26 protein-coding genes and 1 tRNA gene are annotated in these 26,149 nt (G+C 67.1%); 17 read left to right on the top strand and 10 right to left on the bottom strand.

Annotated features, from left to right (window positions below; genetic code table 11):
• Window positions 1-39: 39 nt before the first annotated feature.
• From ACFUTU_RS11555 to ACFUTU_RS11545, 3 genes are all read left to right on the top strand, one after another.
• Window positions 40-113 (top strand) — tRNA-Ile (locus ACFUTU_RS11555).
• Between the two features lie 159 nt (window positions 114-272).
• Window positions 273-497, top strand: coding sequence for a hypothetical protein (locus tag ACFUTU_RS11550; RefSeq protein WP_377964298.1), 225 nt, complete (start codon window positions 273-275; stop codon window positions 495-497).
• Between the two features lie 248 nt (window positions 498-745).
• A complete protein-coding gene (locus tag ACFUTU_RS11545; RefSeq protein WP_377964296.1) occupies window positions 746-1,936 on the top strand; it encodes an acyl-CoA dehydrogenase family protein in 1,191 nt (396 codons plus the stop codon).
• Here ACFUTU_RS11545 and ACFUTU_RS11540 read toward each other — a convergent pair.
• Window positions 1,933-2,568 (bottom strand): M23 family metallopeptidase, encoded by a 636-nt coding sequence (locus tag ACFUTU_RS11540; RefSeq protein WP_377964294.1) that lies wholly within the window; start codon window positions 2,566-2,568, stop codon window positions 1,933-1,935. The genes ACFUTU_RS11545 and ACFUTU_RS11540 overlap by 4 nt on opposite strands.
• 450 nt (window positions 2,569-3,018) lie before the next feature.
• Between ACFUTU_RS11540 and rpsB the strand changes: the two genes are divergently transcribed.
• The 6 genes from rpsB to ACFUTU_RS11510 all read left to right on the top strand — a co-directional run bounded on the left by rpsB (window position 3,019) and on the right by ACFUTU_RS11510 (window position 7,964).
• Window positions 3,019-3,867: a 30S ribosomal protein S2 gene (gene rpsB / locus ACFUTU_RS11535; RefSeq protein WP_076798204.1), complete on the top strand. Its 849-nt coding sequence runs from the start codon at window positions 3,019-3,021 to the stop codon at window positions 3,865-3,867.
• A 126-nt stretch (window positions 3,868-3,993) separates the two neighbouring features.
• Entirely contained in the window at window positions 3,994-4,830 is an 837-nt protein-coding gene (gene tsf, locus ACFUTU_RS11530; RefSeq protein WP_377964292.1) for a translation elongation factor Ts, read from the top strand.
• Between the two features lie 124 nt (window positions 4,831-4,954).
• Complete coding sequence (gene pyrH, locus ACFUTU_RS11525; RefSeq protein WP_377964290.1) at window positions 4,955-5,692, top strand: UMP kinase; 738 nt, start codon at window positions 4,955-4,957, stop codon at window positions 5,690-5,692.
• 98 nt (window positions 5,693-5,790) lie between these two features.
• A complete protein-coding gene (gene frr / locus ACFUTU_RS11520; protein ID WP_354261829.1) occupies window positions 5,791-6,348 on the top strand; it encodes a ribosome recycling factor in 558 nt (185 codons plus the stop codon).
• Complete coding sequence (locus tag ACFUTU_RS11515; RefSeq protein WP_377964288.1) at window positions 6,348-7,271, top strand: phosphatidate cytidylyltransferase; 924 nt, start codon at window positions 6,348-6,350, stop codon at window positions 7,269-7,271. Before frr ends, ACFUTU_RS11515 begins: the two co-directional genes overlap by 1 nt.
• Window positions 7,272-7,376: 105 nt before the next feature.
• Window positions 7,377-7,964, top strand: coding sequence for a DivIVA domain-containing protein (locus tag ACFUTU_RS11510; RefSeq protein WP_377964286.1), 588 nt, complete (start codon window positions 7,377-7,379; stop codon window positions 7,962-7,964).
• A 50-nt stretch (window positions 7,965-8,014) separates the two neighbouring features.
• Here the strand turns inward: ACFUTU_RS11510 and ACFUTU_RS11505 are convergent, their stop codons facing one another.
• From ACFUTU_RS11505 to ACFUTU_RS11490, 4 genes are read right to left on the bottom strand one after another with little or no spacing between them, the layout of a single operon-like run.
• A complete protein-coding gene (locus ACFUTU_RS11505) occupies window positions 8,015-9,481 on the bottom strand; it encodes a cation acetate symporter (protein ID WP_377964284.1) in 1,467 nt (488 codons plus the stop codon).
• A gap of 7 nt (window positions 9,482-9,488) precedes the next feature.
• Window positions 9,489-9,839 carry a hypothetical protein gene (locus ACFUTU_RS11500; protein ID WP_377964282.1) on the bottom strand — a complete coding sequence of 117 codons (351 nt, stop codon included), beginning with the start codon at window positions 9,837-9,839 and terminating at the stop codon, window positions 9,489-9,491.
• Window positions 9,836-10,555 (bottom strand): LytR/AlgR family response regulator transcription factor, encoded by a 720-nt coding sequence (locus ACFUTU_RS11495; protein WP_377964280.1) that lies wholly within the window; start codon window positions 10,553-10,555, stop codon window positions 9,836-9,838. Before ACFUTU_RS11495 ends, ACFUTU_RS11500 begins: the two co-directional genes overlap by 4 nt.
• Window positions 10,556-10,608: 53 nt before the next feature.
• A complete protein-coding gene (locus ACFUTU_RS11490; RefSeq protein WP_377964278.1) occupies window positions 10,609-11,805 on the bottom strand; it encodes a sensor histidine kinase in 1,197 nt (398 codons plus the stop codon).
• Between the two features lie 161 nt (window positions 11,806-11,966).
• On the opposite strand from ACFUTU_RS11490, the gene ACFUTU_RS11485 reads away from it, so the two are divergent.
• Together ACFUTU_RS11485 and ACFUTU_RS11480 are read left to right on the top strand one after the other, a co-directional pair.
• The gene (locus tag ACFUTU_RS11485) at window positions 11,967-12,350 is read left to right on the top strand and encodes a DUF485 domain-containing protein (RefSeq protein WP_377964344.1); all 384 of its coding nucleotides are present in this window, start codon (window positions 11,967-11,969) and stop codon (window positions 12,348-12,350) included.
• Window positions 12,347-13,963, top strand: a complete 1,617-nt coding sequence (locus ACFUTU_RS11480; protein ID WP_377964276.1) for a cation acetate symporter — start codon at window positions 12,347-12,349, stop codon at window positions 13,961-13,963. The genes ACFUTU_RS11485 and ACFUTU_RS11480 overlap by 4 nt, the downstream gene beginning before the upstream one ends.
• A 136-nt stretch (window positions 13,964-14,099) precedes the next feature.
• Here ACFUTU_RS11480 and ACFUTU_RS11475 read toward each other — a convergent pair whose 3' ends face one another.
• From ACFUTU_RS11475 to ACFUTU_RS11460, 4 genes are all read right to left on the bottom strand, one after another.
• Window positions 14,100-14,759 (bottom strand): hypothetical protein, encoded by a 660-nt coding sequence (locus ACFUTU_RS11475; protein ID WP_377964274.1) that lies wholly within the window; start codon window positions 14,757-14,759, stop codon window positions 14,100-14,102.
• Window positions 14,760-14,777: 18 nt separating this feature from the next.
• Window positions 14,778-15,182 carry a DUF4383 domain-containing protein gene (locus tag ACFUTU_RS11470; protein ID WP_377964272.1) on the bottom strand — a complete coding sequence of 135 codons (405 nt, stop codon included), beginning with the start codon at window positions 15,180-15,182 and terminating at the stop codon, window positions 14,778-14,780.
• 123 nt (window positions 15,183-15,305) lie between these two features.
• Complete coding sequence (locus tag ACFUTU_RS11465) at window positions 15,306-15,932, bottom strand: hypothetical protein (protein WP_377964270.1); 627 nt, start codon at window positions 15,930-15,932, stop codon at window positions 15,306-15,308.
• A 139-nt stretch (window positions 15,933-16,071) separates the two neighbouring features.
• Complete coding sequence (locus ACFUTU_RS11460) at window positions 16,072-16,545, bottom strand: Lrp/AsnC family transcriptional regulator (RefSeq protein ID WP_377964268.1); 474 nt, start codon at window positions 16,543-16,545, stop codon at window positions 16,072-16,074.
• 196 nt (window positions 16,546-16,741) lie between these two features.
• Between ACFUTU_RS11460 and pdhA the strand changes: the two genes are divergently transcribed.
• From pdhA to ACFUTU_RS11445, 3 genes are read left to right on the top strand one after another with little or no spacing between them, the layout of a single operon-like run.
• A complete protein-coding gene (gene pdhA / locus ACFUTU_RS11455) occupies window positions 16,742-17,914 on the top strand; it encodes a pyruvate dehydrogenase (acetyl-transferring) E1 component subunit alpha (RefSeq protein ID WP_377964266.1) in 1,173 nt (390 codons plus the stop codon).
• A complete protein-coding gene (locus tag ACFUTU_RS11450; protein WP_377964264.1) occupies window positions 17,914-18,924 on the top strand; it encodes an alpha-ketoacid dehydrogenase subunit beta in 1,011 nt (336 codons plus the stop codon). Before pdhA ends, ACFUTU_RS11450 begins: the two co-directional genes overlap by 1 nt.
• Window positions 18,921-20,249, top strand: coding sequence for a dihydrolipoamide acetyltransferase family protein (locus tag ACFUTU_RS11445; RefSeq protein ID WP_377964262.1), 1,329 nt, complete (start codon window positions 18,921-18,923; stop codon window positions 20,247-20,249). The genes ACFUTU_RS11450 and ACFUTU_RS11445 overlap by 4 nt, the downstream gene beginning before the upstream one ends.
• A 40-nt stretch (window positions 20,250-20,289) precedes the next feature.
• Here the strand turns inward: ACFUTU_RS11445 and ACFUTU_RS11440 are convergent, their stop codons facing one another.
• The gene (locus ACFUTU_RS11440) at window positions 20,290-20,949 is read right to left on the bottom strand and encodes a TetR/AcrR family transcriptional regulator (protein ID WP_377964260.1); all 660 of its coding nucleotides are present in this window, start codon (window positions 20,947-20,949) and stop codon (window positions 20,290-20,292) included.
• Between the two features lie 145 nt (window positions 20,950-21,094).
• Here ACFUTU_RS11440 and ACFUTU_RS11435 point away from each other — a divergent pair, with 145 nt between their 5' ends.
• The 3 genes from ACFUTU_RS11435 to ACFUTU_RS11425 are packed head-to-tail and all read left to right on the top strand — an operon-like array spanning window position 21,095 to window position 26,100.
• A complete protein-coding gene (locus tag ACFUTU_RS11435; RefSeq protein ID WP_377964258.1) occupies window positions 21,095-22,702 on the top strand; it encodes a carboxyl transferase domain-containing protein in 1,608 nt (535 codons plus the stop codon).
• A 6-nt stretch (window positions 22,703-22,708) separates the two neighbouring features.
• Window positions 22,709-24,922 (top strand): biotin carboxylase N-terminal domain-containing protein, encoded by a 2,214-nt coding sequence (locus ACFUTU_RS11430; protein WP_377964256.1) that lies wholly within the window; start codon window positions 22,709-22,711, stop codon window positions 24,920-24,922.
• A gap of 2 nt (window positions 24,923-24,924) precedes the next feature.
• Window positions 24,925-26,100: an acyl-CoA dehydrogenase family protein gene (locus tag ACFUTU_RS11425; protein ID WP_377964254.1), complete on the top strand. Its 1,176-nt coding sequence runs from the start codon at window positions 24,925-24,927 to the stop codon at window positions 26,098-26,100.
• The last annotated feature ends 49 nt before the right edge of the window (window positions 26,101-26,149 follow it).

Below are 26,149 nucleotides of genomic sequence, written 5' to 3'. Positions count from 1 at the left end.
GCCGGGCGGAGTGCCTCCCCGTTGCGGGGGAGGATGCACGGGGCTATAGCTCAGCTGGTTAGAGCGCGGGACTCATAATCCTAAGGTCCTCGGTTCAAGTCCGAGTAGCCCTACCGTCAGAGCCCTGATCCGCGTCCTCGCGGATCAGGGCTCTTCCTAATTGCCTGCCGTTTTCTTCCTGCCCTTTTCCGTGGGCCAGGCGGCCCTTTCCCGCCCGCCGGAGCCCCTTCCTGCCCCTTCCTGACCCGTCCGTGCAGGCATAGAGTTCGGCCATGAGAATCGATGTCTCCGCTGCCGGGCTGCTGGCGGAGGTCATTCCCGCACTTCTCGTGTTCCTCGCGCTCGAGGACCGATTGTCGCCCTCCAGCATTCCCCGGCGGAAATGGCGCCGGCGATTGACCCGCTGGCGCGAAGCGGCCGTGGTGGCCAACCTCCTTGCACTGGCCGGCTGCCTGGCCATCGTCGTGACCAGGGTGGAGAACGCCCTGCTGAGCTGATCGCCGCCAGCGTCGCCTACCTGGTCGGCGTGCTCTCGCTGCTCTTCGCCGGCATGTTCCGCAAGGAGGAAGGGCGGGTGGCCCGGGAGGAGGGCTGACAGCGTGGAATCAGCACCGGCGAGGTGACCCGCAGGGCTGGCGGGGGAGCTTTCCATCTCACCTGCACTGAGGTATGTTACTCACGAGTAACAAACCCTTCCGGCGGTCCCTTCCCTGGCCGCGGCCGCCGGCCACCGCGAAGGAGCGCCATGTCCGCCGCTGCACCTGACATCAACAGCCTGCCCTACGCCGACGGCGACTTCTTCGGCTTTGAGGGGATGCTCAGCCCCAAGGAGCGGGACCGGCTGGCGGAGGTCCGTTCCTTCCTGGCGCGGGAAGTGAAGCCAATTGCCGTGGACTGCTGGAACCGTGGCGAGTTTCCCCTCGGCCTGATTCCCAAGCTGGCCGAGATCGACCTCGTCAGCCCGGTCAGGCGGCAGGGATATTCCAACGTCTTCGCCGGCATTGTGCACGCCGAGGTAACCCGCGCAGATACCTCCATCGCCACGTTCATGGGTGTGCATGACGGCCTGTTCGCCGGTTCCATAGAAGCCCTGGCGTCACGGGAACAGCAGGATGCCTGGCTGCCGGACATCTACTCGCTGCGCAAGATCGGGGCCTTCGGGCTGACCGAACCCCTGGGCGGTTCCGACGTTGCCGGCGGCACGCGGACCACGGCCAGGCGGGATGGCGACCACTGGACCCTCAATGGGGCCAAGCGCTGGATCGGCAATGCAACGTTTTCCGACTGGGTGGTGGTTTACGCCCGCGATGTGGCCGACGACCAGGTCAAGGCGTTCCTTGTGGATACGGCACTGCCCGGGTTCACTGCCTCGAAGATCGAGAACAAGATTTCACTGCGGACCGTGCAGAACGCCGACATCACCCTCAAGGACGTTGTGGTTCCGGACTTCTTCAAGCTGGCCAACGCCAACAGCTTCCGCGACACCAACAAGGTCCTGAAAGTCACCCGCCTGGCCGTCGCCTGGCAGGCCGTGGGCCAGCAGCTGGCCGCCTTCGACGTGGCCCGGCGCTACGCCGTGGAGAGGCACCAGTTCGGGCGCCCGCTAGCTTCCTTCCAGCTGGTGCAGAGCCAGCTGGTCCAAATCCTCGGCAATGCCGTCAGCTCCATGGGCATGATGGTCCGGCTCGCGCAGCTCGAGGATGCTGGCCTGGCCAGGGACGAGCAGTCAGCCCTCGCCAAGGCCTTCACCACCGCGCGGATGCGGGAAAGCGTGGCCATCGGGCGCAGCCTCCTCGGAGGCAACGGCATTGTGACCGATTTTGAGATGGCCAAAATCTTTGCCGACGCTGAGGCGATTTACTCCTACGAAGGTACCCATGAAGTGAACACCCTGGTGGCCGGACGCGCCATCACCGGCGTCTCCGCGATCGTTTAGCCGGGCGGCGGCCCGCTGCCCCTCAGCGGGAGCAGCACCGAAGGCCGCAGGTCCAGGATGAACGCCAGCGGGTTGAGGTACTCCTCGCCGCGGCGGACACCCCAGTGAACGCATGGTGACGGGCCGCAGTGGCCGGCCAGCAGGGTTCCTACCCTGGCGCCCTTGGCCACGGAAGCCCCCTTTTTGAGTGTGCTCCGCACCGGTTCGAAGCTGCTGCGCAGGCCATTGCCGTGATCAATGGTGATGACGGGGCGGTCCACCACGACGCCCACAAAGCTGACGGTGCCGGACTCCGGGGCGGTGACAGGACCGCCGTCGGGCGCCGGTCCCAGATCCACACCCCGGTGCCCGCTCAGCCACGGTTTGTCCGGAGGATCGAAAGGACGCAGGACGGCTGGGCGCGGCGCCAGCGGCCAGCGCCACCCCGCAGGCGCCGGGACGCCCGACGGTACAGCAGACGGTGCGCGGGCCGCGGCGTGCACAGCGAAAGGCACCTGGCCAGCGGCGGGCACGTGGGCGGTGAACGGCACCTGCACAACGGAAGGCGCCTGGGCAGTGAAAGGCGCAGGGGCAGCGGAAGGTGCGCCGGCCGCCGTCGTGAGCAGAAGCAGCGCCATCACGTAAGCTCTCATCACCCCAGCATGGACGCCCCGGCCGGCGGCCGGAACGGGGCCCTCGGGCTATGTGGAAAACACCGCGCGCGGCGGCAGGCGGTTGCCGGATCCGGTGCATTTGCCGCGGGCCGCTGTAGTACACTTGGTGAAGCAGTTTGCTGTGCCCTCCACGCATTTCATGTACATGGCATTCCATTTACATGGTCAGCGTCAGCACGCCCCATTCAGGAGTGCGGGGGAGCAGCGGCTGACTACGCGTATCCAGCCCTCCACAACCGGTAAGCAGCTGCTTGCTGCTGCGGAGGATTGTGCCTCTTGCGGTCAGGTCCGGCAACGGTCCTGATGAGAAGCGCAATGGATGCCAGGAGCCTGTGCCCGCCCGGGCAAGGCTAAACAACCGTCAACTATTGGCAGGGTAAGAGCGGCCGCGGCCGCTCTCATGAATGACCTGCCGGAAGGAGCGTCGGCATGCCCGTCGTAACCATGCGCCAGCTGCTTGACAGCGGCGTCCACTTTGGACACCAGACCCGCCGTTGGAACCCGAAGATGAAGCGCTTCATCTTCACCGAGCGCAACGGCATCTACATCATTGACCTCCAGCAGTCGCTGTCCTACATCGACCGCGCCTACGAGTTCGTCAAGGCCACCGTCGCCCACGGCGGCACCGTGCTGTTCGTCGGCACCAAGAAGCAGGCCCAGGAAGCCATCGCTGAGCAGGCCACCCGCGTCGGCCAGCCGTACGTCAACCAGCGTTGGCTCGGCGGTATGCTCACCAACTTCCAGACTGTTGCCAAGCGTATCCAGCGCATGAAGGAACTCGAAGAGATCGACTTCGACGACGTCGCCGGTTCCGCTTACACCAAGAAGGAACTGCTGCTGCTCCGCCGCGAGCTGACCAAGCTCGAGTCCAACCTCGGCGGTATCCGCAACCTGACCAAGGCTCCGTCCGTGCTGTGGGTTGTTGACACCAAGAAGGAGCACCTGGCTGTTGACGAGGCCAAGAAGCTCAACATCCCGGTTGTGGCCATCCTGGACACCAACTGCGATCCGGACGAGGTCGACTTCCCGATCCCGGGCAACGACGACGCCATCCGCTCCGTGAACCTCCTGACCCGCGTTGTTGCTGACGCCGTTGCCGAAGGTTTGATCGCCCGCAACCAGCGCGCAACCGGCACCACCGAGACTCCGGAAGAGCCGCTGGCTGAGTGGGAGCGCGAGCTCCTCGAAGGCAGCAAGGCCGAAGCTCCGGCTGCCGAGGCTGCTCCCGCCGCTGAGGAAGCCCCGGCTGCTGCCGAGGGCACCGACTCCGCGAAGTAACAACTTCATCGGGATTTCCGGGCGCTGTCCGCAGCGCCCGGGCAACTGACAGGATGGCCGCTCACAGTGTGAGCAGCCGTCCTGTCGGTCCGTACACACAAAAATTTTCTAGACAGAGGGGTTCACATGGCGAACTACACTGCCGCTGATATCAAGGCTCTGCGCGAGCGCACCGGCGCCGGCATGATGGATGTCAAGAAGGCTCTCGACGAAGCCAACGGCGACGCCGAGAAGGCGATTGAGATCATCCGCATCAAGGGCCTGAAGGGCGCCACCAAGCGCGAAGGCCGCTCCACCGCTGAAGGCCTGGTTGCTGCCAAGGTTCAGGGCGGCGTCGGCGTAATGATCGAGGTCAACTGCGAGACCGACTTCGTTGCCAAGGCTGACAAGTTCATCCAGCTGGCCGACAAGGTCCTGGCCATCGCCGTCGAGTCCGGCGCTGCCGACCTCGAGACCCTGCTCGCCACCGACGTTGACGGCAAGCCGCTGTCCGAGGTCGTTGTCGAAGAGGGCGCTGTCCTCGGCGAGAAGGTTGTTGTCCGCCGCATCGCCCGCATCGAGGGTGCCACGGTCGACGCTTACCTGCACAAGACCTCCAAGGACCTCCCGGCCCAGGTCGGCGTCCTGTTCGCTGTTGACGGCGAAGGCGAAGCAGCCGGCACCGCCGCCCACGACGTTGCCGTGCACATCGCCGCCATGGCCCCGAACTACCTCTCCCGCGAGGACGTTCCGGCAGAGCTGGTCGAATCCGAGCGCCGCATCGCCGAGGAAACCGCCAAGGCCGAGGGCAAGCCCGAAGCTGCCCTGACCAAGATCGTCGAAGGCCGCGTTACCGGCTTCTACAAGGGTGAGGTCCTGGTTGACCAGGCTTTCGCCAAGGACGCCAAGAAGACTGTGGCGCAGGTCCTCGAAGAGGCCGGCGTCAAGGGAACCGCGTTCACGCGTTTCCGCGTCGGCTCCTAGTCTGACACGCAAGGGGGTGGCCACTTCGGTGGCCGCCCCTTTTGCATGCACCGGCCACATGGGAATGTGAGCGCTGGCCGGATGCGCGATAACCTAGCTCAGAGTTCACCAACCGGAAGGCACCATGGAAGCCGTCAATACCCCCGTCCAGTCCGAAAAGAGCAGGCGCCGGGTCCTCCTGAAGCTGTCCGGTGAAGTGTTCGGCGGCGGCAAGCTGGGCGTCGACCCCGACACTGTCCGCGGCGTGGCCAAGCAGATCGCGGCAGCCGTTCCCGAGGTCGAGGTGGCCATCGTGGTGGGCGGCGGCAACTTCTTCCGCGGCGCCGAACTGTCCGACGGCGGCATGGACCGTTCGCGTGCCGACTACATGGGCATGCTGGGAACCGTCATGAACTGCCTTGCGCTGCAGGACTTCCTGGAACAGGCCGGCGTCGAGACCCGGGTCCAGAGCGCCATCACCATGGGACAGGTGGCCGAGGCCTACATTCCGCGCCGCGCCATCCGCCACATGGAAAAGGACCGCGTGGTCATCTTCGGTGCCGGCGCAGGCCTGCCCTACTTCTCCACGGACACCGTGGCAGCCCAGCGCGCACTCGAGGTGCACGCCGATGTGGTGCTGATGGCCAAGAGCGGCGTGGACGGCGTGTACACCGCCGACCCCAAGAAGGACCCTGCCGCGGAGAAACTGGAAAAGCTCAGCTACGACGACGCACTGCGCCGTGACATCCGCGTCATGGACCAGACCGCAATGACCATGTGCAAGGACAACAACCTGTCCATGGTGGTGTTCGGCATGGAAGGCGAAGGCAACGTCACCCGCGCCATCCGCGGCGAAACGCTGGGAACGCTGGTCACGCCCTAGTTACAGCTAGGATATTTCTAGGATGGTTCCGCCCACTGGGCGGGACCTGGATTGTGAAATGCCCCGGTTGGCCGGGAACCAATTTCTGAGGAGAGATCGTGATCGAAGAAACCTTGCTCGAAGCCGGAGACAAGATGGACAAGGCGGTTGAGGTAGCCAAGGAAGACTTCGCCTCGATCCGCACCGGACGGGCAAACCCCGGACTCTACAACAAGGTCATGGTGGAGTACTACGGGACCCCCACGCCGCTGCAGCAGTTGGCTTCCTTTGCCATCCCGGATGCCCGCACCATCCTCATCACGCCGTTCGACAAGACTGCCCTGCGCGACATCGAGCGCGCGCTGAGTGATTCCGAGGTCGGCGCCAACCCGTCCAACGACGGAAACGTCATCCGCATCACCATCCCGGAACTGACGAAGGAACGCCGCAAGGAATACGTCAAGATCGTCAAGTCCAAGGGTGAGGACGCCAAGGTGTCCATCCGCAACATCCGCCGCAAGGCCAAGGAAACCCTGGACCGTCTGGTCAAGGACGGCGAAGCCGGCGAGGACGAGGGCGCCCGCGGCGAAAAGGAACTCGACGTGATCACCAAGCAGCACGTCGACGGAATCGACGAGCTCCTCAAGCGCAAGGAAGCTGAGCTGCTCGAGGTCTGATGGGCCAGGCACAGCAGGCCCCCGGTGCGCGGGCCCGAACCCGGACCCGCCAGCCAAGGCCCAACCCCACGCCCGGGGCTGGGCGCAACCTGCCGGCGGCAATCGCCGTGGGCCTGGCCATGCTTCTCGCGGTGCTCGGCGGGCTGCTTTTCCTGCCGCTCGGCTTTGTCGCCGTCGTCACCACCTTCGCCGCCTTCGGCGTCTGGGAGGTCTTCCGGGCGCTCGAAGCGAACGGCACGCGCCTGCCCATCGTGCCGGTCATGGTGGGCACACTGGCCATGCCGTTCTCGGCCTACTTCGGCGGGCTGGAAAGCCTGCTGTTCGCGATGCTCGCCAGCAGCGTGGCCGTATTGCTCTGGCGGTCGGTAGAAAGTGCGACCGGCTCGGCGCGCAGCATCTTCGCGGGCGTGTTCACCCTGGCCTGGGTGCCCTTCCTGATCAGCTTCGCCGCACTGCCGCTGCACGTGGAGGGCGGCGCCTCCCCGGTGGGCCCGTGGCCCGGCGGAGTGGTGCCGGAGGGCGCCTGGCAGATTGTCATCCTGCTGCTCCTGGTGGTTTCCAACGACACGTTCGGATACCTCGTGGGCGCGCGCATGGGCAAGCACCCCATGGCGCCGAAGATCAGCCCGAAAAAGTCCTGGGAGGGATTTGCCGGATCCATAGCCGGGGCGATGCTCGTCGGGGTGCTGGCCAGTATCTTCCTGCTGGACAAGCCCTGGTGGGTGGGGGTTGTACTCGCGATCGGCATGGTTGCGGCCGCCACCGCCGGAGACCTCGCCGAATCGATGGTCAAACGGGAACTCGGCGTCAAGGACATGAGCAGCATCCTGCCCGGCCACGGCGGGGTGATGGACCGGCTGGATTCGATCGTGTTCGCATCGCCGGTGGCCTTCATGCTGTTCGTGCTGTTCTCCGGGGCCTGAACCGCCCCGTCCCGGAACCTCCCGGTAAGGGCGACCGGCACCCCGGCCTCCGCAACGCCCTAGAATAATGCGGTTACGACCCGCCAGAGAAGTATCGAAGGAAACATGGTGAGAGTGGAGAGCAAGCGGCAAATTCCGGCGTCGTTCGAACGTGTGGCGCGCACGGACTACGGCTACAACGCCAAGCAGGTGGACCAGTTCCTGCAGCAGGCCCGCGTGTCGCTGGAAAACCCCGATGCCGCCGCCCACCCCGTCAAAAGCGCCGACGTCCGGTCCGTGTCCTTCGATCCCGTCAAGGGCGGCTACTCGGCCACCGCGGTGGACGCCGCGCTGGACCGGCTGGAAGACGCCTTCGCCCGCCGCGAGCGGGATGACCTTATCGCCGAACGGGGCGAGGACGCCTGGCTGCGGCAGATCGGACAGCTGTCCGGGACACTGCGCGGCCGCCTTCACCGGCCCGACGGCGAAAGGTTCCGCCGCCCGGTCAAGAAAAAGTCCCGCAGCTACAACACCAAGGACGTGGACAGCCTTTGCCGGGACCTGATCGGCTACCTCGAACAGGACAAGCCCCTCAGCGTTGACAACGTCCGCCGGGCTGTCTTCCGCCCCGCCGTCGGCAAAGACGGTTACGAGGAGACCCAGGTGGATGCCTTCCTCGACCGCGTGGTCGAGCTCATGGCCGCCATCGACTGACAGCCCCGAAAGCCGGCCGGTAGCCGCTGACGGCCCCCGGCGTTAGAAATTTAGCGCTCGGTCGCCAGCGGCCGCTCAGGCGTGTGCAGCCGGGTCATCACCCTGGACATCGTCCGCGGTACGCGGGAGCTGGTGGCACGCGAGGCCACCACCATCACCGCGAAGGCCAGGGGCACCGTCCAGGCCGCGGGCTGCGCGATCCATGGCGGCGTCCCGGCAGCCCCCAGCACCGTTCCCGTCACCATGGCCCCGCCGCACAGCAGCCCGCCGGTCACCATCCCGGCGATGGCACCGGCGTCGGTCAGTCCGCGCCACCAGATGCCCAGCAGCAGGACCGGGCAGATCGTCGATGCCGTAAAGGCGAAGACCAGGCCCACGCTGCCGGCGAGGGCCAGCGAGTCCGTCATGAGCGCCAGGCCCAGCGGAACGGTGATCGAGACCAGCGCCGCCACCCGGAAGCCGCGCACACTGCCGCCCAGCACGTCCTGGCTGATGACGCCGGCCAGGGAGACCACCAGACCGGACGTTGTGGACAGGAACGCGGCGAATGCCCCGGCCACCACCAGTGCGGACAGCAGCTCGCCCAGCGGGCCGCCGACGAGCCGGCCCGGAAGCAGCAGGACGAGGGCATCAGCCTGCCCGGCCCGTGCCAGGTCCGGGGCGAACAGGCGCCCGGCCAGCCCGTACGCCGTCGGAAACAGATAGAACACGGACAGCAGTCCCAGCACGATCAGGGTTGTCCGCCGGGCCGAGTGCCCATCCGGATTGGTGTAGAAACGGACCAGGACGTGGGGCAGTCCCAGGGTCCCGAACAGCAGGGCGACGAGGAGCGAGATGCTCTGGTACGGGCTGGCAGGAACCGTTCCGCCCGGATTCGCGGCTGCTGCCGCCAGGGTGGGTGTACCGTTCTCTCCCAGCGCCAGCAGGATGAAAATGAGGGGCACGGCCAGGGCCGTGAGTTTCAGCCAGTACTGGAATGCCTGGACAAAGGTGATGGAGCGCATCCCGCCGGCCACCACGGTCAGGCACACCACCACGACGACGGCGGTTGAGCCCGCCCAGGCGGGCAGCCCCGTGGTGGTCCGGATGGTCAGCGCGGCGCCGTGCAGCTGCGGAACTATGTACAGCCAGCCCACAATGACCACGGCCAGGCTGGTCACCCGGCGGACCGCACGCGAATCGAGCCGGGCCTCGGTGAAGTCCGGGATGGTGTACGCGCCGGAACGCCGCAGCGGCGCGGCCACGAACAGCAGAAGCATCAGATACCCGGCGGTGTAGCCCACGGGATACCAGAGGGCATCCGTGCCGGACAGCAGAATCAGCCCGGCTACCCCCAGGAAACTCGCTGCGGACAGGTACTCCCCGCCGATCGCCGAGGCGTTCCACCAGGGCGGCACGGTCCGGGAGGCGACGTAGAAGTCGCCGGTGGTCCGGGAGATCCGCAGCCCGTAGAAGCCGATTACCGCTGTCGCCACGGAGACGGCCGCCACTGCCGCGATGCCCACTGCCGGATTCATGGCACCATCACCTGTCGCCGGCGAGGTCGCGGTAGCGGGCCTCGTTGCGTGCCGCGCTGCGGACGTACAGCCAGGCGCTGATCCCGGTCACGGGGTAGATCCCGGCGCCGAGCAGCAGCCAGTCCAGGGGAATCCCGGCAACCCGGGTCTCCGCCAGGCCCGGGATCGCGGCCAGCAGCAGCGGAAAGGCGCCGAGGATCAGCAGAAATCCACCGGCCACCACCAGGGCAAGCCGCAGCTGGGAGCGGATCAGCGAGCGGACAAACACCTGTCCTACGGCAGACTCCTCGGCGGGCTCCCGCGGCTCCATCGCCGGCCGGGCCGCCGAGCGGGGCGCCGTGACCCTTACCCGGGTCATGCCTGGGGCCGGATCCTGGTTGCCTCAAGCTTCTCGCGCACGGCCGGCAGGTGCCGGCGGCTGATTGGCAGCTCAGCATCCTCGACGGAAACACTGGGGCGGCCCGCGGCGAGCCTGAGATGCGAGACGTGGGCCAGGGCCACCAGATAGGACCGGTGCGTGCGGATGAAGCCGGCGTCCGCCCATTGCTGTTCCAGGTCCGCGAGCGGAACCCGGATCAGGTAGCTGGCATCGGCGGTGTGCAGCCGGGCATAGTCGCCCTGCGCCTGGACGTACGTGACGTCGTCGCGCCTGATCATCCGGGTGGTCCCGCCCTGGTCCACGGTGATCATCTCCGGTGCGGCACCGCCGTCGCGGATCAGCTCACTGATCCGTCCCACGGAGCTGGCCAGCCGCTCGGCCCGCACCGGCTTCAGCAGGTAGTCCACCGCCGCCAGTTCGAAGGCCTCCAGCGCGCAGTCCTCGTCGGCCGTGACAAAAACGACGGCGGGCGGGCGGCTGCTGCGGGAAATGGCCCGCGCGATGTCCAGGCCGGACACCGCGGGCATGTGGATGTCGAGGAAGACGGCATCCACCGTCCCGGTTTCGAGGACCCGCAGCGCCTCGGAGCCGGAGGAAGCGCGCAGGATGGTGCCGATCCTCTCATCACGGCCCAGCAGGAACGCAAGCTCCTCGATGGCGGGCAGCTCGTCGTCGGCGACGAGAACGTTAATCATGTTCCTAGGTTATCTTTCCGGCCCGCTGCATCGGCCTGGCATGCCGCATGCCATCACGCGTCGTGGCCCGGCTGGGACTTGGGGACCCGCATGGTGATCAGCGTGCCTTCCCCGGGAGCGGTTTCGATAACCAGGCCGTGGTCGTCCCCGTACACCTGCCGGAGCCGGGCATCGACATTCCGCAGGCCCACATGCTCACCGTCCACATGGCCGGCCAGCATGGACTGCAGCTGCACCGGATCCATGCCCACGCCGTCGTCCTCGATGGTGACCTCGGCGAAAGCACCCGAATCGTTGGCGGAGATGGTGATGTGGCCGGGCCCCTCCTTGGCCTCCAGGCCGTGCCGGACCGCATTCTCCACGAGCGGCTGCAGGCTCAGGAACGGGATCACCGTGCTCAGCACCTCCGGCGCCACCCGCAGGCTGACCTGAACCCGGTCGCCGAACCGCGCCCGCTCCAGCAGCAGGTACCTGTCGATGCAGCGCAGTTCTTCGGCCAAGGTGGTGAAGTCCCCGTGCCGCCGGAACGAGTAGCGGGTGAAGTCAGCAAATTCCACCACCAGTTCGCGGGCCCGGGCCGGATCGGTGTTGATGAATGAGGCGATGGCGTTCAGCGAGTTGTAGATGAAATGCGGGCTGATCTGGGCGCGCAGGGCGCGCACCTCGGCTTCCATGAGGAGCGTCCGCGAGGCGTCCAGCTCCGCGAGCTCCACCTGTGCGGCCACCCAGTCAGCCACCTCGGCGGTGGCACGCACCAGCCCGGCTCCGGCCTGCGGGGCGAAGGCAGCAACGGCGCCCACCACGCGGGAGCCGGCCCGGACGGGCGCCACGACGGCGGCTGCGACAGATCCGGATTTGGGGGAGCGGAGCTGCAGGTCGGCAGCGTTGAAAACCTGCGTCCTGCCGCTGGCGAGGACGTCCGCGGCCAGGTCCGGCAGCTGCGGCCGCAGCTCCTCGGCCGTCCCGTCCCACGCCAGCACGCCCGACACATCGAGGATGGCCAGCGCGTCACAGCCAAGCAGGGACCGCAGCTGGCGGCTGGCTTTCGCTGCCCCGGAGGGGTTCAAGCCGGTCCGCAGGTGCCGTCCCGCTTTCGACGCCGCGTGCAGGGTGTTGTAAGTGGCCCGCTCGGCGTCGGTGCCCAGCTCGCGGAAGGAGCGCAGCACCTTGAGCCCGATGGCGGCGACGGCGGCCACGGCCAGGGCGATGACGGCCACGGCGGCCGCGGTATAGAGAGGCGAGTCCGGCATGCTGCCAGCGTAGCGCGCGCCGTTTGGCGCAGCATCGACGCCGCTGGCCGACCGGCGGCGGGCAGCTACTGGCACGAGGTCCCCGGGAAGAGCACAGTGATGACAGTCACATCGGCCGTGAACTGCGGCCGTGTGGGAGCCAGTCCCAATGAGGAGGAATGATGGGTAACGATGCCCGAACCCAGGACGCGGGGGCGTCCGCGGACTTCGAGGAAGTCCAGGCCACGCAGCAGTTCAAGGACCTGCGCAAGCGCCACCGCAGCTTTGTGTTCCCGATGGCCATCGCGTTCCTGCTCTGGTACTTCGCGTACGTCATCCTGGCCGCCTACGCCGTTGACTTCATGTCCACCAAGGTCTGGGGCAACATCAACGTCGGCATCATCATGGGGCTGCTGCAGTTCGTGACCACGTTTGCCATCACGGGCTGGTACGTCAGCTACTCGAACAGGCGCCTGGACCCGATCGCCGCGGACATCCGGCACGGCATTGAAGGCCACGAGTATGACAAGTCCGGCAGCACCACCCTGGGCGGAGGAACAAAATGATCAGCATTCCGGCTGCGGTCGACGTCGCCGCACTTAAGGACACCACGCTGCTGAACATGGGCATCTTCGCCCTGTTCGTCGCTGTCACCATGGTCATCGTCCTGCGGGCCAGCCGCAACAACAAGACGGCCGCCGACTACTACGCCGCCGGCCGTTCCTTCACAGGGTCGCAGAACGGCACCGCCATCGCCGGGGACTATCTGTCAGCGGCCTCCTTCCTGGGCATCACCGGGGCCATCGCCATCAACGGCTATGACGGCTTCATGTACTCCATCGGGTTCCTGGTCGCGTGGCTGGTGGCACTCCTGCTGGTGGCCGAGCTGCTCCGTAACACGGGCAAGTTCACCATGGCTGATGTCCTGTCCTTCCGCCTCCGGCAGCGGCCGGTGCGGATTGCGGCCGCCATCTCCACGCTCGCCGTCTGCTTCTTTTACCTCCTGGCCCAGATGGCCGGCGCCGGAAGCCTGATCTCGCTCCTGCTCGGCATCGGGGACTGGGGCGGACAGGCCCTGGTGATCATCGTCGTCGGCGCCCTGATGATCATGTACGTCCTGATCGGCGGCATGAAGGGGACCACCTGGGTGCAGATCATCAAGGCCATCCTGCTGATCGCCGGTGCCGCGGTCATGACACTGTGGGTCCTGGCCATCTACGGGTTCAACCTCTCCAGCCTCCTTGGCGGTGCGGCGGAGGCGGCCAACAACCCGGCAGTACTCAACCCGGGCCTGCAGTACGGCAAGACCGAAACGTCCAAGCTGGACTTCATGTCCCTCGGCCTTGCCCTGGTGCTCGGCACCGCGGCGCTGCCGCACGTGCTGATGCGCTTCTACACGGTGCCCACCGCCAAGGAAGCGCGCAAGTCCGTGGTGTGGTCCATCTGGCTGATCGGCCTGTTCTACCTCTTCACCCTGGTCCTCGGCTACGGCGCAGCCGCCCTCGTGGGGGCCGACACGATCAAGGGAGCCCCCGGCGGGGTGAACTCCGCAGCACCGCTGCTGGCCTTCCACCTGGGCGGGCCGCTGCTGCTGGGCTTCATCTCGGCCGTGGCTTTCGCCACGATCCTGGCCGTGGTCGCCGGCCTCACCATCACCGCGGCAGCCTCGTTCGCGCATGACATCTACGCCAACGTGATGGCCAAGGGAAAGGCCGACGCCGACACCGAAGTTAAGGTGGCCCGCCGGACTGTGGTGGTGATTGGCATTCTGGCCATCCTGGGCGGAATCTTTGCCAACGGCCAGAACGTGGCCTTCCTGGTGGCCCTGGCGTTCGCCGTGGCAGCGTCCGCCAACCTGCCCACCATCATCTATTCCCTGTTCTGGCGGCGGTTCACCACGCAGGGCGCAATCTGGAGCATGTACGGCGGTCTCGCGTCGGCCATCATCCTGATCGCGCTCTCCCCGGTGGTGTCCGGCGGTGCGACGTCCATGATCAAGACCGCCAACTTCGCCATCTTCCCCTTGAGCAACCCGGGGATTGTGTCCATCCCGCTGGCCTTCCTGCTCGGCTGGCTCGGCACCGTCCTGGACAAGAACCGGGAGGACCGCAGCAAGCAGGCCGAAATGGAGGTCCGGTCACTGACCGGGGTCGGCGCCGAGAAGGCCGTGGAGCACTAGCTTCTTCCGCACACTCCCTGCAAAGGCAGGAGCCCCCGCGCACCGGACTGTCAACGCCGCGCGGGGCTCCTGCCATGTTTGCCGCTGAATTGTGTTTACAGCTGCGGGATTGCTTTTCTTGGCCTGCGGGATCCGTTCAGGGCGTGTGATGGCCTCCGGTATGTTCACCGTGCGGCACCGCATACTGGCCGGCCGTCGATGCGGCGAGTCCCGGCGTCGTAACGGCCGCAACCAGCAGCGCCCCGGCAAACGCGGCCGCGAGGAGCCGCCCGGCGCCCAGCCGGGCAGCTGTATTCTGCCCCGAACCTCCGGGAAGAACAGGTCCACTGGCACGAGCCCGTCCGCCGGCAACCCCGGGGGAGCTGCGGCCAAGAGCGGTTGGGCTGCGGCCGAGCCATGACGTGGCCGCAATGATCATGAGGGTCAGCAGCAGGGCGGCGAGGTGGCTGATGCCGAGGCCCGCCAGGCCGCTCCCGGCCCCCAGGACAAGGGCCGCGACATGGCCGGCGGCGCTGGCGGGCAGAAGGAGCGCCGAGCTCCGCGGCAGAGGGAAGCGGCCCTTGCTCAACCCGGCAAAAGTCCACGCCAGCAGGGCCGCTCCCCAAAGAAGTTCAGCCGCGGCGCCGGCCGTCCTCCCGGGAAAGGCAGGGCCGGCGGCCGCGAACAGGCTGGAGGAGATGGCCAGGTTGACCGCTGCCGCGCCGAGCCCGGCGAATCCCGCGAACAGCCGCACGGCATCGGACCGGATCATCGGCTGCGCTGCCGGCGCTGCCGTGGTGTCCTGGCTTGTCATCATGTGCTGGATGCGGGTTGTCTAGGCCCGGGCCGTGGCCGGGACCTTGTCCAGGGACAGCCCGACGCCGAGCAAGAGGACCGCACTCGCCAGGTGGAGGACGTTGTCCGCGCCGTTGAGGGCAATGATATTGAGCGGCGAGCTGAGCAGGAACAGGCCAAGGATGCCCACCAGCAGATACACCGCGCCCACTGCCGTGTTGACGGTCCGCGCCAGCTGGATGTCCTTCACTCCGGCGTAGAGCAGCGCGGCGCCAATGGCCAGGTGGATCACGTTGTGCAGCGGATTAACCTCGAAAATGATCAGGTTGGCGCCTTCGGTGGCGAAGAAGCCCACTCCCGAGGTCACGGCGAAGCCGACCAGTCCCACCAGCAGGTAGACGGCTCCGAAAACTGTGGCGACGAGTCGGTTGGGAGAGTTGCGCATTGCCCATGTCCTTCCGGTTGGAGCCGGGGTACGCCCCGGCCTGGGTGCGGAGTCCCCGGGCGGGACTCCTCGGAAGCAATTCGGCCCTGGTTAGCGCTTGGATGGGTGACGGGTGGAAGAAAATCAGGACTTTGGCCGGAGCCGGATGGTGACCAGCTTCAGGTCGTCCTTTCCGGCGAAGCGGTACACAAGGTCGATGTCCTTGCCCTGGCACTTGATGAGCCCGGCGACATCGGCGATGTTGTTCTCGTTCTGGCTGCTGACTTTGAGGTCGTCGTAGGCCGTGGTGCAGGAAGGATCCAGCTGCAGGCTCCTGACGCCGGCCGCGAACTCCTCGCGGCTCAGCCGCGCCTTGAGGCTGGGGTCCATGTAATCGTTGTAGGCCTTGTCGGTGTCGCCGGCGATGACCAGCCTGGTGAAGCCGTCCGCCAGGTCCCCGGCCTGGCGGGTGGCTCCGCCCACGAGGTTCACGAGGAGCAGCGCCCCGACGCCCACCAGCAGGAGCACGCCCGCCACAATGCCCACCACGAGCCAGGGGCCCTTGCGGCCTTTGGCCGGCGGCAGGCCCGGCAATCCGAACGGGGAAGCGGGGAGCGGACCCCGGGCAGGGGGCTGCGGGCCCGGCTGGTAGGGGCCTGTCTGGTAGGGGCCCGGGCGGTTCGGGCCGGGGGGAGGCTGGTAGGGACCGGGCGGGTGGGTGCCAGGCTGCTGCGGAGCAGGCTGCTGCGGGGGGAGCGGGGGAATGCTCAAGGGTGGCCTTTCCTGCACCGCACCGGCGGCGCTCCAACTAGCGGGCACGCCCGCGCCCGGTCACTTTCGTGGAATAGCCTATAGCCCCCGCGTCCACGGATCGCGATCGTTTCCGGTGGTTACAGCCAGCCGGCCGTGCTCAGTCCTCGGCCGAATTGCGGTCCAGCAGCGGTTGGATGCGGAAGGGGATCAGTTCCCCCATGGCCAGGGCGGTGTCGGTCCGCTCGACGCCGTCGCACGCCAGGATCTTCCCGTTGATCCGGAAGAGGTCTTCTGCGTCCAGGGCCACCACACGCAGCAGGAGGTCCGCCGAACCGGTCAGGCCGTAGCCTTCGAGGATCTCCGGCACGGCGGCCAGTTCCTCGGCGAGGGAACCCAGCTTCTGTTGCTGGACATGGACTGAGATGAATGCCATGAGCGGATAGCCAAGGGACACCGGATTGATGCGCCGCTCGAACGAGAGGAAGGCGTGCTTTTTCTCAAGTTGGGCCATGCGCGCCTGGACCGTGTTCCGGGACAGTCCGAGCTTCTGGGCGAGGGCCACCACCGTGCGGCGCGGATCCTCTGCCAAGGCGGAGAGCAGCCTGGTGTCAGTGCCATCCAAAGCTTGCATAATGCGCAAGGCTAGCACGGTCTGAGCGTGTCAAACAGTGCATTCTGCTCAGTTTCCGCCGCAGTGGTTGTACCACCTGAACATTGTGAGTATGGTCACAATTAACCGGGGCAAAGGCGCCCGGGAGGCCGGAATGCGGCGGAATCACAAGTCCCGCCGCGGGATGGTTACACGACGTCAGAAGGTTGCGGCAACAGTGGTGACAGACGATGCGGGCCAGGGCGGAACAACCGCCGGCCAGGACAACAGGGCAGGGCACCAGGGTGGCGCAGGCCGCATGGTGCAGCTGATCACCCCCGCGGGGGAGCGCGTCAGCCACCCGGAATACGACCCCTGGGTTAAGGACATATCGGACGAGCAGCTCTGCTCGCTCTATGAGGACCTCGTGGTGATCCGGCGGATCGATAAAGAGGCGACTGCCCTGCAGCGGCAGGGTGAGCTGGGCCTCTGGCCGCCGCTGCTGGGCCAGGAGGCCTCGCAGGTGGGCTCGGTACGCGCCCTGCGGGACGACGACTTTATTTTCCCGAGCTACCGCGAGAACGGCGTGGCCTACTGCCGCGGGGTTGACCTGCCGGACATTCTGCGCGTCTGGCGCGGTGCCGCCTCCGGGGGCTGGGACCCGTACACGGTCAACATGGCCATCCCGCAGATCGTCATCGGCGCACAAACGCTGCACGCCACCGGCTACGCCATGGGAATCCAGAACGACGGCGCCGATTCCGCAGCGATCGTGTACTTCGGCGACGGCGCCACCAGCGAGGGCGACGTCAATGAGGCGATGGTGTTCGCCGCCAGCTTCCAGGTCCCGCTGGTCTTCTTCTGCCAGAACAACCACTGGGCCATCTCCGAACCGGTGCGCCTCCAGTCCCACACCCAGCTGGCGGAACGCGGCACCGGATTCGGAATCCCCAGCATGCGCGTGGACGGCAACGACGTCCTGGCGGTCATGGCCGCCACACGGGTGGCCCTTGACCGCGCCCGCCGCGGAGGCGGGCCCACCTTCATCGAAGCCGTGACCTACCGGATGGGGCCGCATACGACGGCGGACGATCCCACCCGGTACCGCGACCCCAACGAACTCGAGGACTGGGCGGCAAAGGACCCCATCGGCCGGGTCCATGCGCTGCTTGACCGGAAGGGCCTGTTCACGGAGGAGTTCGAAACCGCCGTCCGGACCAAGGCAGACACCGTCGCCCGCGAACTGCGTGCCGGCTGCGTCGGCATGCCGGACCCCGAACCCCTTGACGTCTTCAAGCACGTCTACAGCACCCCGAACTCCTGGCTGGAGCGCCAGCAGGACCATTACTCCCGTTACCTTGCCAGCTTCGGCGATCCCGAAGCGGCAACCCAAGAAGAAGGTGCACGCTGATGACGCAGATGACCTTTGCGCGGGCAATAAACTCCGGCCTCCGCAGATCCCTCGACAACGATCCCAAGGTGCTCCTCATGGGTGAGGACATCGGCACCCTGGGCGGCGTCTTCCGCGTGACCGACGGTCTGCAGAAGGACTTCGGCAAACACCGCATCGTGGACACGCCCCTGGCCGAATCCGGCATCCTGGGCACCGCCGTTGGCCTGGCTTACCGCGGATACCGCCCCGTGGTGGAAATCCAGTTCGACGGCTTCGTCTATCCCGCCTTCGACCAGATCGTGTCCCAGGTGGCCAAGATGCATTACCGCAGCAGGGGCACCGTGAAGATGCCCATCACCATCCGCATCCCGTTCGGCGGCGGCATCGGGTCCCCGGAACACCACTCCGAGTCGCCCGAGGCTTACTTTGCGCACACGGCAGGGTTGCGCGTGGTCACACCGGCCAGCCCGCAGGACGCCCAGACCATGATCCAGCAGGCCATTTCCTGCGACGACCCCGTCGTGTTCTTTGAACCCAAGCGCCGCTACCACGACAAAGGCGAAGTGGATGAGGCACTCGATCCTGCTTCCGCCCCGCCGATGGGGCAGGCCCGCGTGGTCACGGACGGCAGCGACGTCACGCTTGTCGCCTACGGGCCGCTGGTGAAGACCGCCCGCGATGCCGCCACCGCGGCCACGGACGAGGGGGTCTCGGTGGAGGTCATCGACCTGCGCTCGCTGGCTCCCGTGGACTTCGCCACCGTCGAGGCCTCGGTCCGCAAGACGGGCCGGCTGGTGATCACCCACGAGGCCGGGCAGTCGGGCGGCCTCGGCGCGGAGGTTGCAGCCAGCATCACCGAACGCTGCTTCTACCACCTGGAGGCGGCGCCCGTCCGCGTCACCGGGTTTGACGTGCCGTACCCGTATTCGAGGGTGGAGATGCACCACCTTCCGGATCTGGACCGGATTCTCGACGGCGTGGACCGTGCGCTGGGCCGGCCCAATTCGCTGAGCGGGCTGGAAGGATGACCGCCACCATGATCAAGGAATTCCGGCTGCCCGATCTCGGCGAAGGACTGACCGAGTCCGAAATCGTCAGCTGGAAGGTGGGGGTCGGGGACACTGTCAGCCTGAACCAGGTCATTGCCGAAGTGGAGACCGCCAAGGCCGTAGTGGAGCTGCCCTCCCCGTTCGCCGGCGTCATCACGGCGCTGCACGAACAGCCGGGAACCGTTGTTGAGGTGGGCAAGCCGATCGTTTCGTTCGAGGTGAAGGACGACGCCGGCAGCCAGCCCGCCGCTGCCGCGCCGGCTGAAGCGGCGCTCCCCAAGAGGGAACCCAACCTCGTGGGGTACGGCGCCGTCGTCGAAAGCACCGGCCGCCCCGTCCGCCGCCAGCGCACGGCGGTTGATCCCGGCCCGGTGGTTGAGGCCGTCGACACCAGGCCCGGGGAACGGCCCCGTTCCACGCCGCCCGTCCGGAAGCTGGCCAAGGACCTGGGCGTGGAGCTGGAAAAGGTGGCCGGAACCGGCCCAGGCGGCCTGATCACCCGTGACGACGTCCGTAACTTCGTCGGCGGCGGTGACCTTCCCGCAGCCGCCCATGGGTTGGCAGCGCCCGAAGCTGCACGCCCGGCCCTGCCAGCACAGGGTGAGCGCGAGGTCCGCACGCCCATCAAGGGTGTCCGCAAATTCACGGCTGCCGCCATGGTCAGCAGTGCCTTCACGGCCCCGCACGTCACGGAATTCCTCACGGTGGATGTCACACCGGCCATGGAACTGCTCGCCCGGCTCAAGGAGAGCAAGGCTTTTGCCGGCCACAAGCTGACACCGCTGACCCTGGTGGCCAAGGCGGTGCTGATCGCACTCCGCCGCAATCCCGGGCTCAATGCCCGGTGGGACGAAGCCAACCAGGAGATCGTGCAGTTCAACTACGTGAACCTGGGCATCGCCGCCGCGACCCCGCGCGGACTTACCGTACCCAACATCAAGGACGCGGACCGCCTGGCGCTCGCGGACCTCTCCACGGCGCTCGCTGAACTCACGGACACCGCCAGGGCCGGGAAAACCAGCCCGGAAGACCTGTCAGGGGGCACCATCTCCATCACCAACATCGGTGTCTTCGGGACCGACGCCGGCACGCCGATCCTCAACCCGGGGGAGGCGGCCATCCTCGCCATGGGCGCCGTGCGCAAGACCCCCTGGGAGTATCAGGACCAGGTTGCGCTGAGGCAGGTCATGACGCTGAGCCTGTCCTTCGACCACCGTCTGGTGGACGGCGAGCAAGGCTCCAGGTTCCTGGCTGACGTGGGAGCTCTCCTCGCGGACCCGGGCATGGCCTTCGCCATGGCCTAGCGCGGTTTGGGAGCGGCGCCCAACCGGGGGTCAGGCAGAATCAGCGGGCGGGCGGGCCGTCTGCCACCAGCAGGGCCGCCAGCGCCATGTTTTCCAGGAGCGGGCGTGCCGACTTGATGGCCATCCGCCGGCCGTGGCTGCGGACGGAGTGCGGTGTGGAGTTGATGAGGCCGAAGGTCGCGTGGGCGCGCATGCGCAGTTCGGCCGTGTCTGTGGTGCGGTGGATGCCGGCGAGCACGTCCACCCACACCTCCACGTAGCTGCGCTGCAGGGCACGCACCTGTGCCTGGTCCTCGGCGCTGAGGTTGCTGAAATCCCTGTCCTGGACCCGGATCACGTCCGGGTTGCTGAGGGCAAAGTCCACATGGAACTGGACCAGCCGGGCCAACGCTGCGGAGGGTTCGGCGGCGTCGGCAACCACGTGGCGCCCGCCGTCGAGCAGGTCCTGGCTGACGGTGAGCAGCAGCGCGCCCAGTACGGCCTGCTTGCCCGGGAAATGGCGGTACACGGCCGGCCCGCTCACGCCGGCCGCTGCGCCGAGGTCCTCGAGGGAGACCCTGTTAAACCCGTTGACCGCGAAGAGCGATGCGGCAGCAGACAAGAGCGCCTGCCGGCGGGACTCCTTCGCCCGGCTGCGCTGCGTCGGGCCCGGTATCGCATCGGTGCCCGGGGTGAGCTCTCCACGATCTGTAGTGGGCACATTTCCTCCTCAAAACCCAAAGAACTCTACCAACATCCTGTGTTGGACATCACAGTTACTAGAGACTAACCTAAACTCAGTTACGAGGCACTAACCGAAATGCGGCAGGACCGCCGCCGGAAGTGCCCGGGAATGGAAGCGGTCAATGGAGACACTCGCCAGCCGGCTTGACACCACCGGCAGCGCATTTGAGGCAAACAGCCTCGCGCAGCGCGCGCTCGCCGACGAGCTCCGGAAACGCCTTGCCACCGCGGCCCTGGGCGGGCCGGAAAAGTCGCGTGAGCGCCACCTGGCCCGCGGCAAGCTGCTTCCCCGGGAGCGGATCGACCGGCTGCTCGACGACGGCAGCCCCTTCCTCGAGATCGCCCCGCTGGCCGCGAACGGCATGTACAACGACGATTCGCCGGGCGCGGGGATCATTGCGGGCATCGGCCTGGTCCATGGCCGGCACGTGCTGGTCATCTCCAACGACGCCACCGTTAAAGGTGGCACCTACTATCCGATGACGGTCAAGAAGCACCTTCGGGCACAGGAGATCGCACTCGAAAACCGGCTGCCGTGCATCTGCCTGGTGGACTCGGGCGGGGCCTTCCTCCCCAAGCAGGACGAGGTCTTCCCGGACCGTGACCACTTCGGCCGGATCTTCTACAACCAAGCCAGGATGTCAGCGGCGCGGATCCCCCAGATCGCCGCCGTGATGGGCTCCTGCACCGCCGGCGGCGCCTATGTTCCCGCGATGAGCGATGAAACCGTGATTGTCCGGAACCAAGGAACCATCTTCCTGGGCGGCCCGCCGCTGGTGAAGGCGGCCATTGGCGAGGTCGTCAGCGCGGAAGAGCTCGGCGGCGGCGACGTTCACTCCCGGATCTCCGGCGTCACGGACCACCTCGCTGAAAACGACGAGCACGCCCTGCAGATCGTCCGCGACATCGTCGCCACGCTGCCGGCGCCCGCAGTGCGCGCGTGGGACGTCGACGCCGCCGTCGAACCTGTTGCCGATCCCGGCCAGCTCTACGGTGCCGTCCCCACCGACGTCAACGCCCAGTACGACGTCCGGGAGGTGATTGCCCGGCTGGTGGACGGCAGCCGCTTCCATGAGTTCAAGAGGAATTACGGCAGCACGCTGGTCACCGGCTTCGCCAGGCTACATGGCCACCCCGTGGGCATCGTGGCCAACAACGGGGTGCTGTTCAGCGAGTCGGCGCTCAAGGGCGCCCACTTCATTGAGCTGTGCGACCAGCGCGGCATTCCGCTGCTCTTCCTGCAGAACATCTCCGGCTTCATGGTGGGCAAGGACTACGAACAGGGCGGCATTGCCAAGAACGGCGCCAAGATGGTCACCGCTGTCGCAACCACACGCGTGCCCAAGCTGACGGTGGTGATTGGCGGGTCCTTCGGAGCTGGCAACTACTCCATGTGCGGCCGGGCCTACTCGCCGCGCTTCCTGTGGATGTGGCCCGCCGGCCGCATCTCCGTCATGGGCGGCAACCAGGCCTCCAGCGTGCTGGCCACCGTCAAACGCGACCAGTACGAGGCGGCCGGCCAGGAATGGTCCGCCGGGGATGAGGAGGCGTTCAAGGCTCCCATCCGGCAGCAGTACGAGGACCAGGGCAGCCCCTACTACTCCACGGCACGCCTGTGGGACGACGGCGTGATCGACCCCGCGGACACCCGCACCGTGCTTGGCCTGGCCCTCGACGTCGTCTCCCGCGTCCCACTGCCGGAGCCCTCCTTCGGCCTGTTCAGAATGTGAGCCACGATGACTGCTGACAACATGTTCCGCACCGTTCTCGTGGCCAACCGCGGCGAGATCGCCTGCCGCGTGATCAGGACCCTGCGCGCCATGGGCATCCGTTCGGTTGCGGTCTACAGCGACGCCGACGCCGGTGCGCGCCACGTGCGCGAGGCTGACACTGCCGTCCGGATTGGCCCCGCTGCGGCAGCGCGGAGCTACCTCAGCATTGAGGCGATCATCAGGGCGTGCCAGGACACGGGAGCCCAGGCTGTGCACCCCGGCTACGGCTTCCTCAGTGAGAACGCCGACTTCGCCCGGGCACTGGAGGCCGCAGGCATCGCGTTCATTGGTCCCGGGGTTGAGGCCCTGGATGTCATGGGGGACAAGATCCGCTCCAAGAACCACGTGGCCGGGTATGGCGTTCCCGTGGTCCCGGGCATCGCCGAACCAGGGATGACGGACGCGGAACTCATCGCCGCCGCGCCGGCCGTGGGGTTTCCGCTGCTGATCAAGCCCTCGGCGGGCGGCGGCGGCAAGGGGATGCACGCCGTCGAGCGCCCCGAGGACCTGCCGTCCGCGCTGGCCACCGCACGCCGCGTGGCCGCGGGTGCGTTTGGCGACGACACCCTGTTCCTGGAACGCCTGGTGACGTCCCCCCGGCACATCGAGGTGCAGGTCCTGGCCGATAGCCACGGGAACGTCATCCACCTTGGAGAGCGTGAGTGCTCCCTGCAGCGGCGGCACCAGAAGGTGATCGAGGAGTCGCCCTCGCCGCTGCTCGAATCACTGCCCGAGGGCGAGGCCGTCCGGGCGAAGATCGGCGAAGCCGCCTGCCAGGCCGCGCGCAGCGTCCACTACACCGGTGCCGGCACTGTGGAGTTCCTCGTTTCGGACGACTCGCCGGACGAGTTCTTCTTCATGGAAATGAACACCCGGCTTCAGGTGGAACATCCGGTGACGGAAATGGTCACCGGCGTCGACCTCGTGGAGTGGCAGGTGAGGATCGCCGCCGGTGAGGTGCTCACCATCGCGCAGGACGACGTCGTACTCAACGGCCATGCAGCGGAGGCGCGCGTCTACGCCGAGGTTCCGGAGAAGAACTTCCTGCCGTCTGCAGGAACAGTGCTTCTGCTGGACGAGGTCCCCGGCCCCGCCCCCCGCCCGAGCGCCGGCGCCCGCGTTGAAGTTGAAACAGCCCGGGGACGCGTCAGGGTGGACTCGGCCTTGCTGGATGGACTGGAGATCTCCGCCGACTATGACCCGATGGTTTCCAAGGTCATCGCCTGGGGCGAGGACCGCAAGGCGGCCCTCGAGAACCTGGACGAGGCGCTCGCCGGATATACGGCATTGGGCATAGACACCAACGTGGAGTACCTGCGCCTCCTGATCAATGACGACGACGTCCGCGCCGGCCGCCTCGACACCGGCCTGATCGAGCGCAAGATGCCGCAGTTTACCTTCCGCCGTCCGGGCGACGCCGAACTTGTGGCCGCGGCCTTGTACGCCTTGGCCGCCATGGAGGAGACGAAGCAACAGGAGCCCGAAGGCAATCCATGGAAGCGCCGTGACGGCTGGCGCATCGGAGCCGCGGCTCCGCGGTTGGTCAGCCTGGGGACTCCCGACGGCGGGGTGGCCACGGTAAAGGTGTGGCCTTCGGCCGCCGGCGGACAGGCCACGGTCAGCGTGAACGGAGGGCCGCGCCTCACCGCCCTGCTGCAGTTCACGGCCCGCCACCATCCCGTTCTCACGCTGAACGGCGAGGTCAGCAGCTACACCGTGGTACCCGTTCACGCGGGTCCCCCCGCCCGGAGCTGGATGGAGCCCGATCCCCGCATCCTGTCGGCGCTTTTCGTCGGCAGCGGCGGTTGGTCCTGCCGGCTTGAAGTCCTCACCCGTGAGAGCCGCCTGGAGCGCGTGCTGGCCGCGATCGAGCGGGAGGAAGGCGCCGCCGACCCGGAAGTGCGGTCACCCATGCCGGGGACAGTGGTGTCCGTCTCCGTCGGCAACGGCGACACGGTGCAGGCCGGCCAGGTCCTCCTGTCCGTGGAGGCCATGAAGATGGAGCACCAGCTCGTGGCCGAGGTCGTCGGCACCGTCCACGTCAGCGTCACCACCGGCGAGCTGGTCAAGGCCGGCCAGGTCGTTGCCACCATCCACGCGGACCAGCCCGCCAGCGGCAGCGCGACTGGGACCGGCACCGCAACCCAGGATCCAACTGAACAACGTAAGGAGGCCTAGCCATGGCCGATTTTGAGCTCAGCGAGGAGTACAAGGACCTCAGCAAGAGCGTCCGCGAATTCGCCGACGAGGTGGTGGCGCCCGTCTCCACCAAACACGACGAGGAACACAGCTTCCCCTACGAAGTGGTGGCCCAGATGGCCCAGATGGGCCTGTTCGGCCTGCCGTTCCCGGAGGAGTACGGCGGCATGGGCGGTGACTACTTCGCGCTGGCCCTTGCGCTGGAACAGCTGGGACGGGTGGACCAGTCGGTTGCCATCACACTCGAGGCGGGGGTTTCGCTCGGCGCCATGCCGGTTTTCCGTTTCGGCACGGAGGCCCAGAAACAGGAGTGGCTGCCGATGCTTGCATCCGGAAAGGCGCTCGCCGGCTTCGGCCTGACCGAACCGGAGGCCGGCACGGACGCCGGCGGGACCAAGACCACGGCCCGGCTGGAGGGCAGCGGCGACGGAAAAAACTGGGTCATCAACGGCAACAAGGAATTCATCACCAACTCGGGTACGGAGATCAGCAGGCTGGTGACCGTCACCGCCGTCACTGGCCAGCAGGAGCGCAAGGACGGCAGCATCAAAAAGGAGATCTCCACCATCCTCGTGCCTACCGACACACCCGGCTTCAAGGCGGAGAAGGCGTACAACAAGGTGGGCTGGAATGCTTCGGACACGCACCCCCTGACGCTGCGGGACGTCACTGTTCCGGAGGCGAACCTGCTGGGGGAGCGGGGCCGCGGCTACGCGAACTTCCTGTCCATCCTGGATGAGGGCAGGATCGCCATCGCGGCTCTGGCCACCGGCGCTGCGCAGGGCTGCGTGGATCTCTCGGTCCGCTACGCCAAGGACCGCAGCGCTTTCGGCACCAATATCGGCAAGCACCAGGCCATCTCCTTCAAGATCGCCCGCATGCACGCACGCGCCCATTCGGCCCGTCTTGCCTACTACGATGCGGCCGCCCGGATGCTGGCCGGCAAGCCGTTCAAGACGCAGGCGGCCATAGCTAAGATGGTCGCAGGCGAGGCGGCCATGGACAACGCGCGGGATGCCACCCAGGTATTCGGCGGCTATGGCTTCATCAACGAGTTCACCGTGGCGCGCCACTACCGGGACTCCAAGATCCTGGAGGTCGGGGAGGGCACCACGGAGGTCCAGCTGATGCTCATCGCCCGCGAACTCGGGCTGTAGCCGGCCCGGTGGCCGTGTCTGTCGAGGTCTGTGGAGACGCCGAAAGGAT

The sequence above is a fragment of the Arthrobacter sp. NPDC057388 genome, from assembly GCF_042668165.1.
Taxonomy (GTDB): Bacteria; Actinomycetota; Actinomycetes; order Actinomycetales; family Micrococcaceae; genus Arthrobacter.
This window is presented reverse-complemented; position numbering and strand designations above follow the sequence as displayed.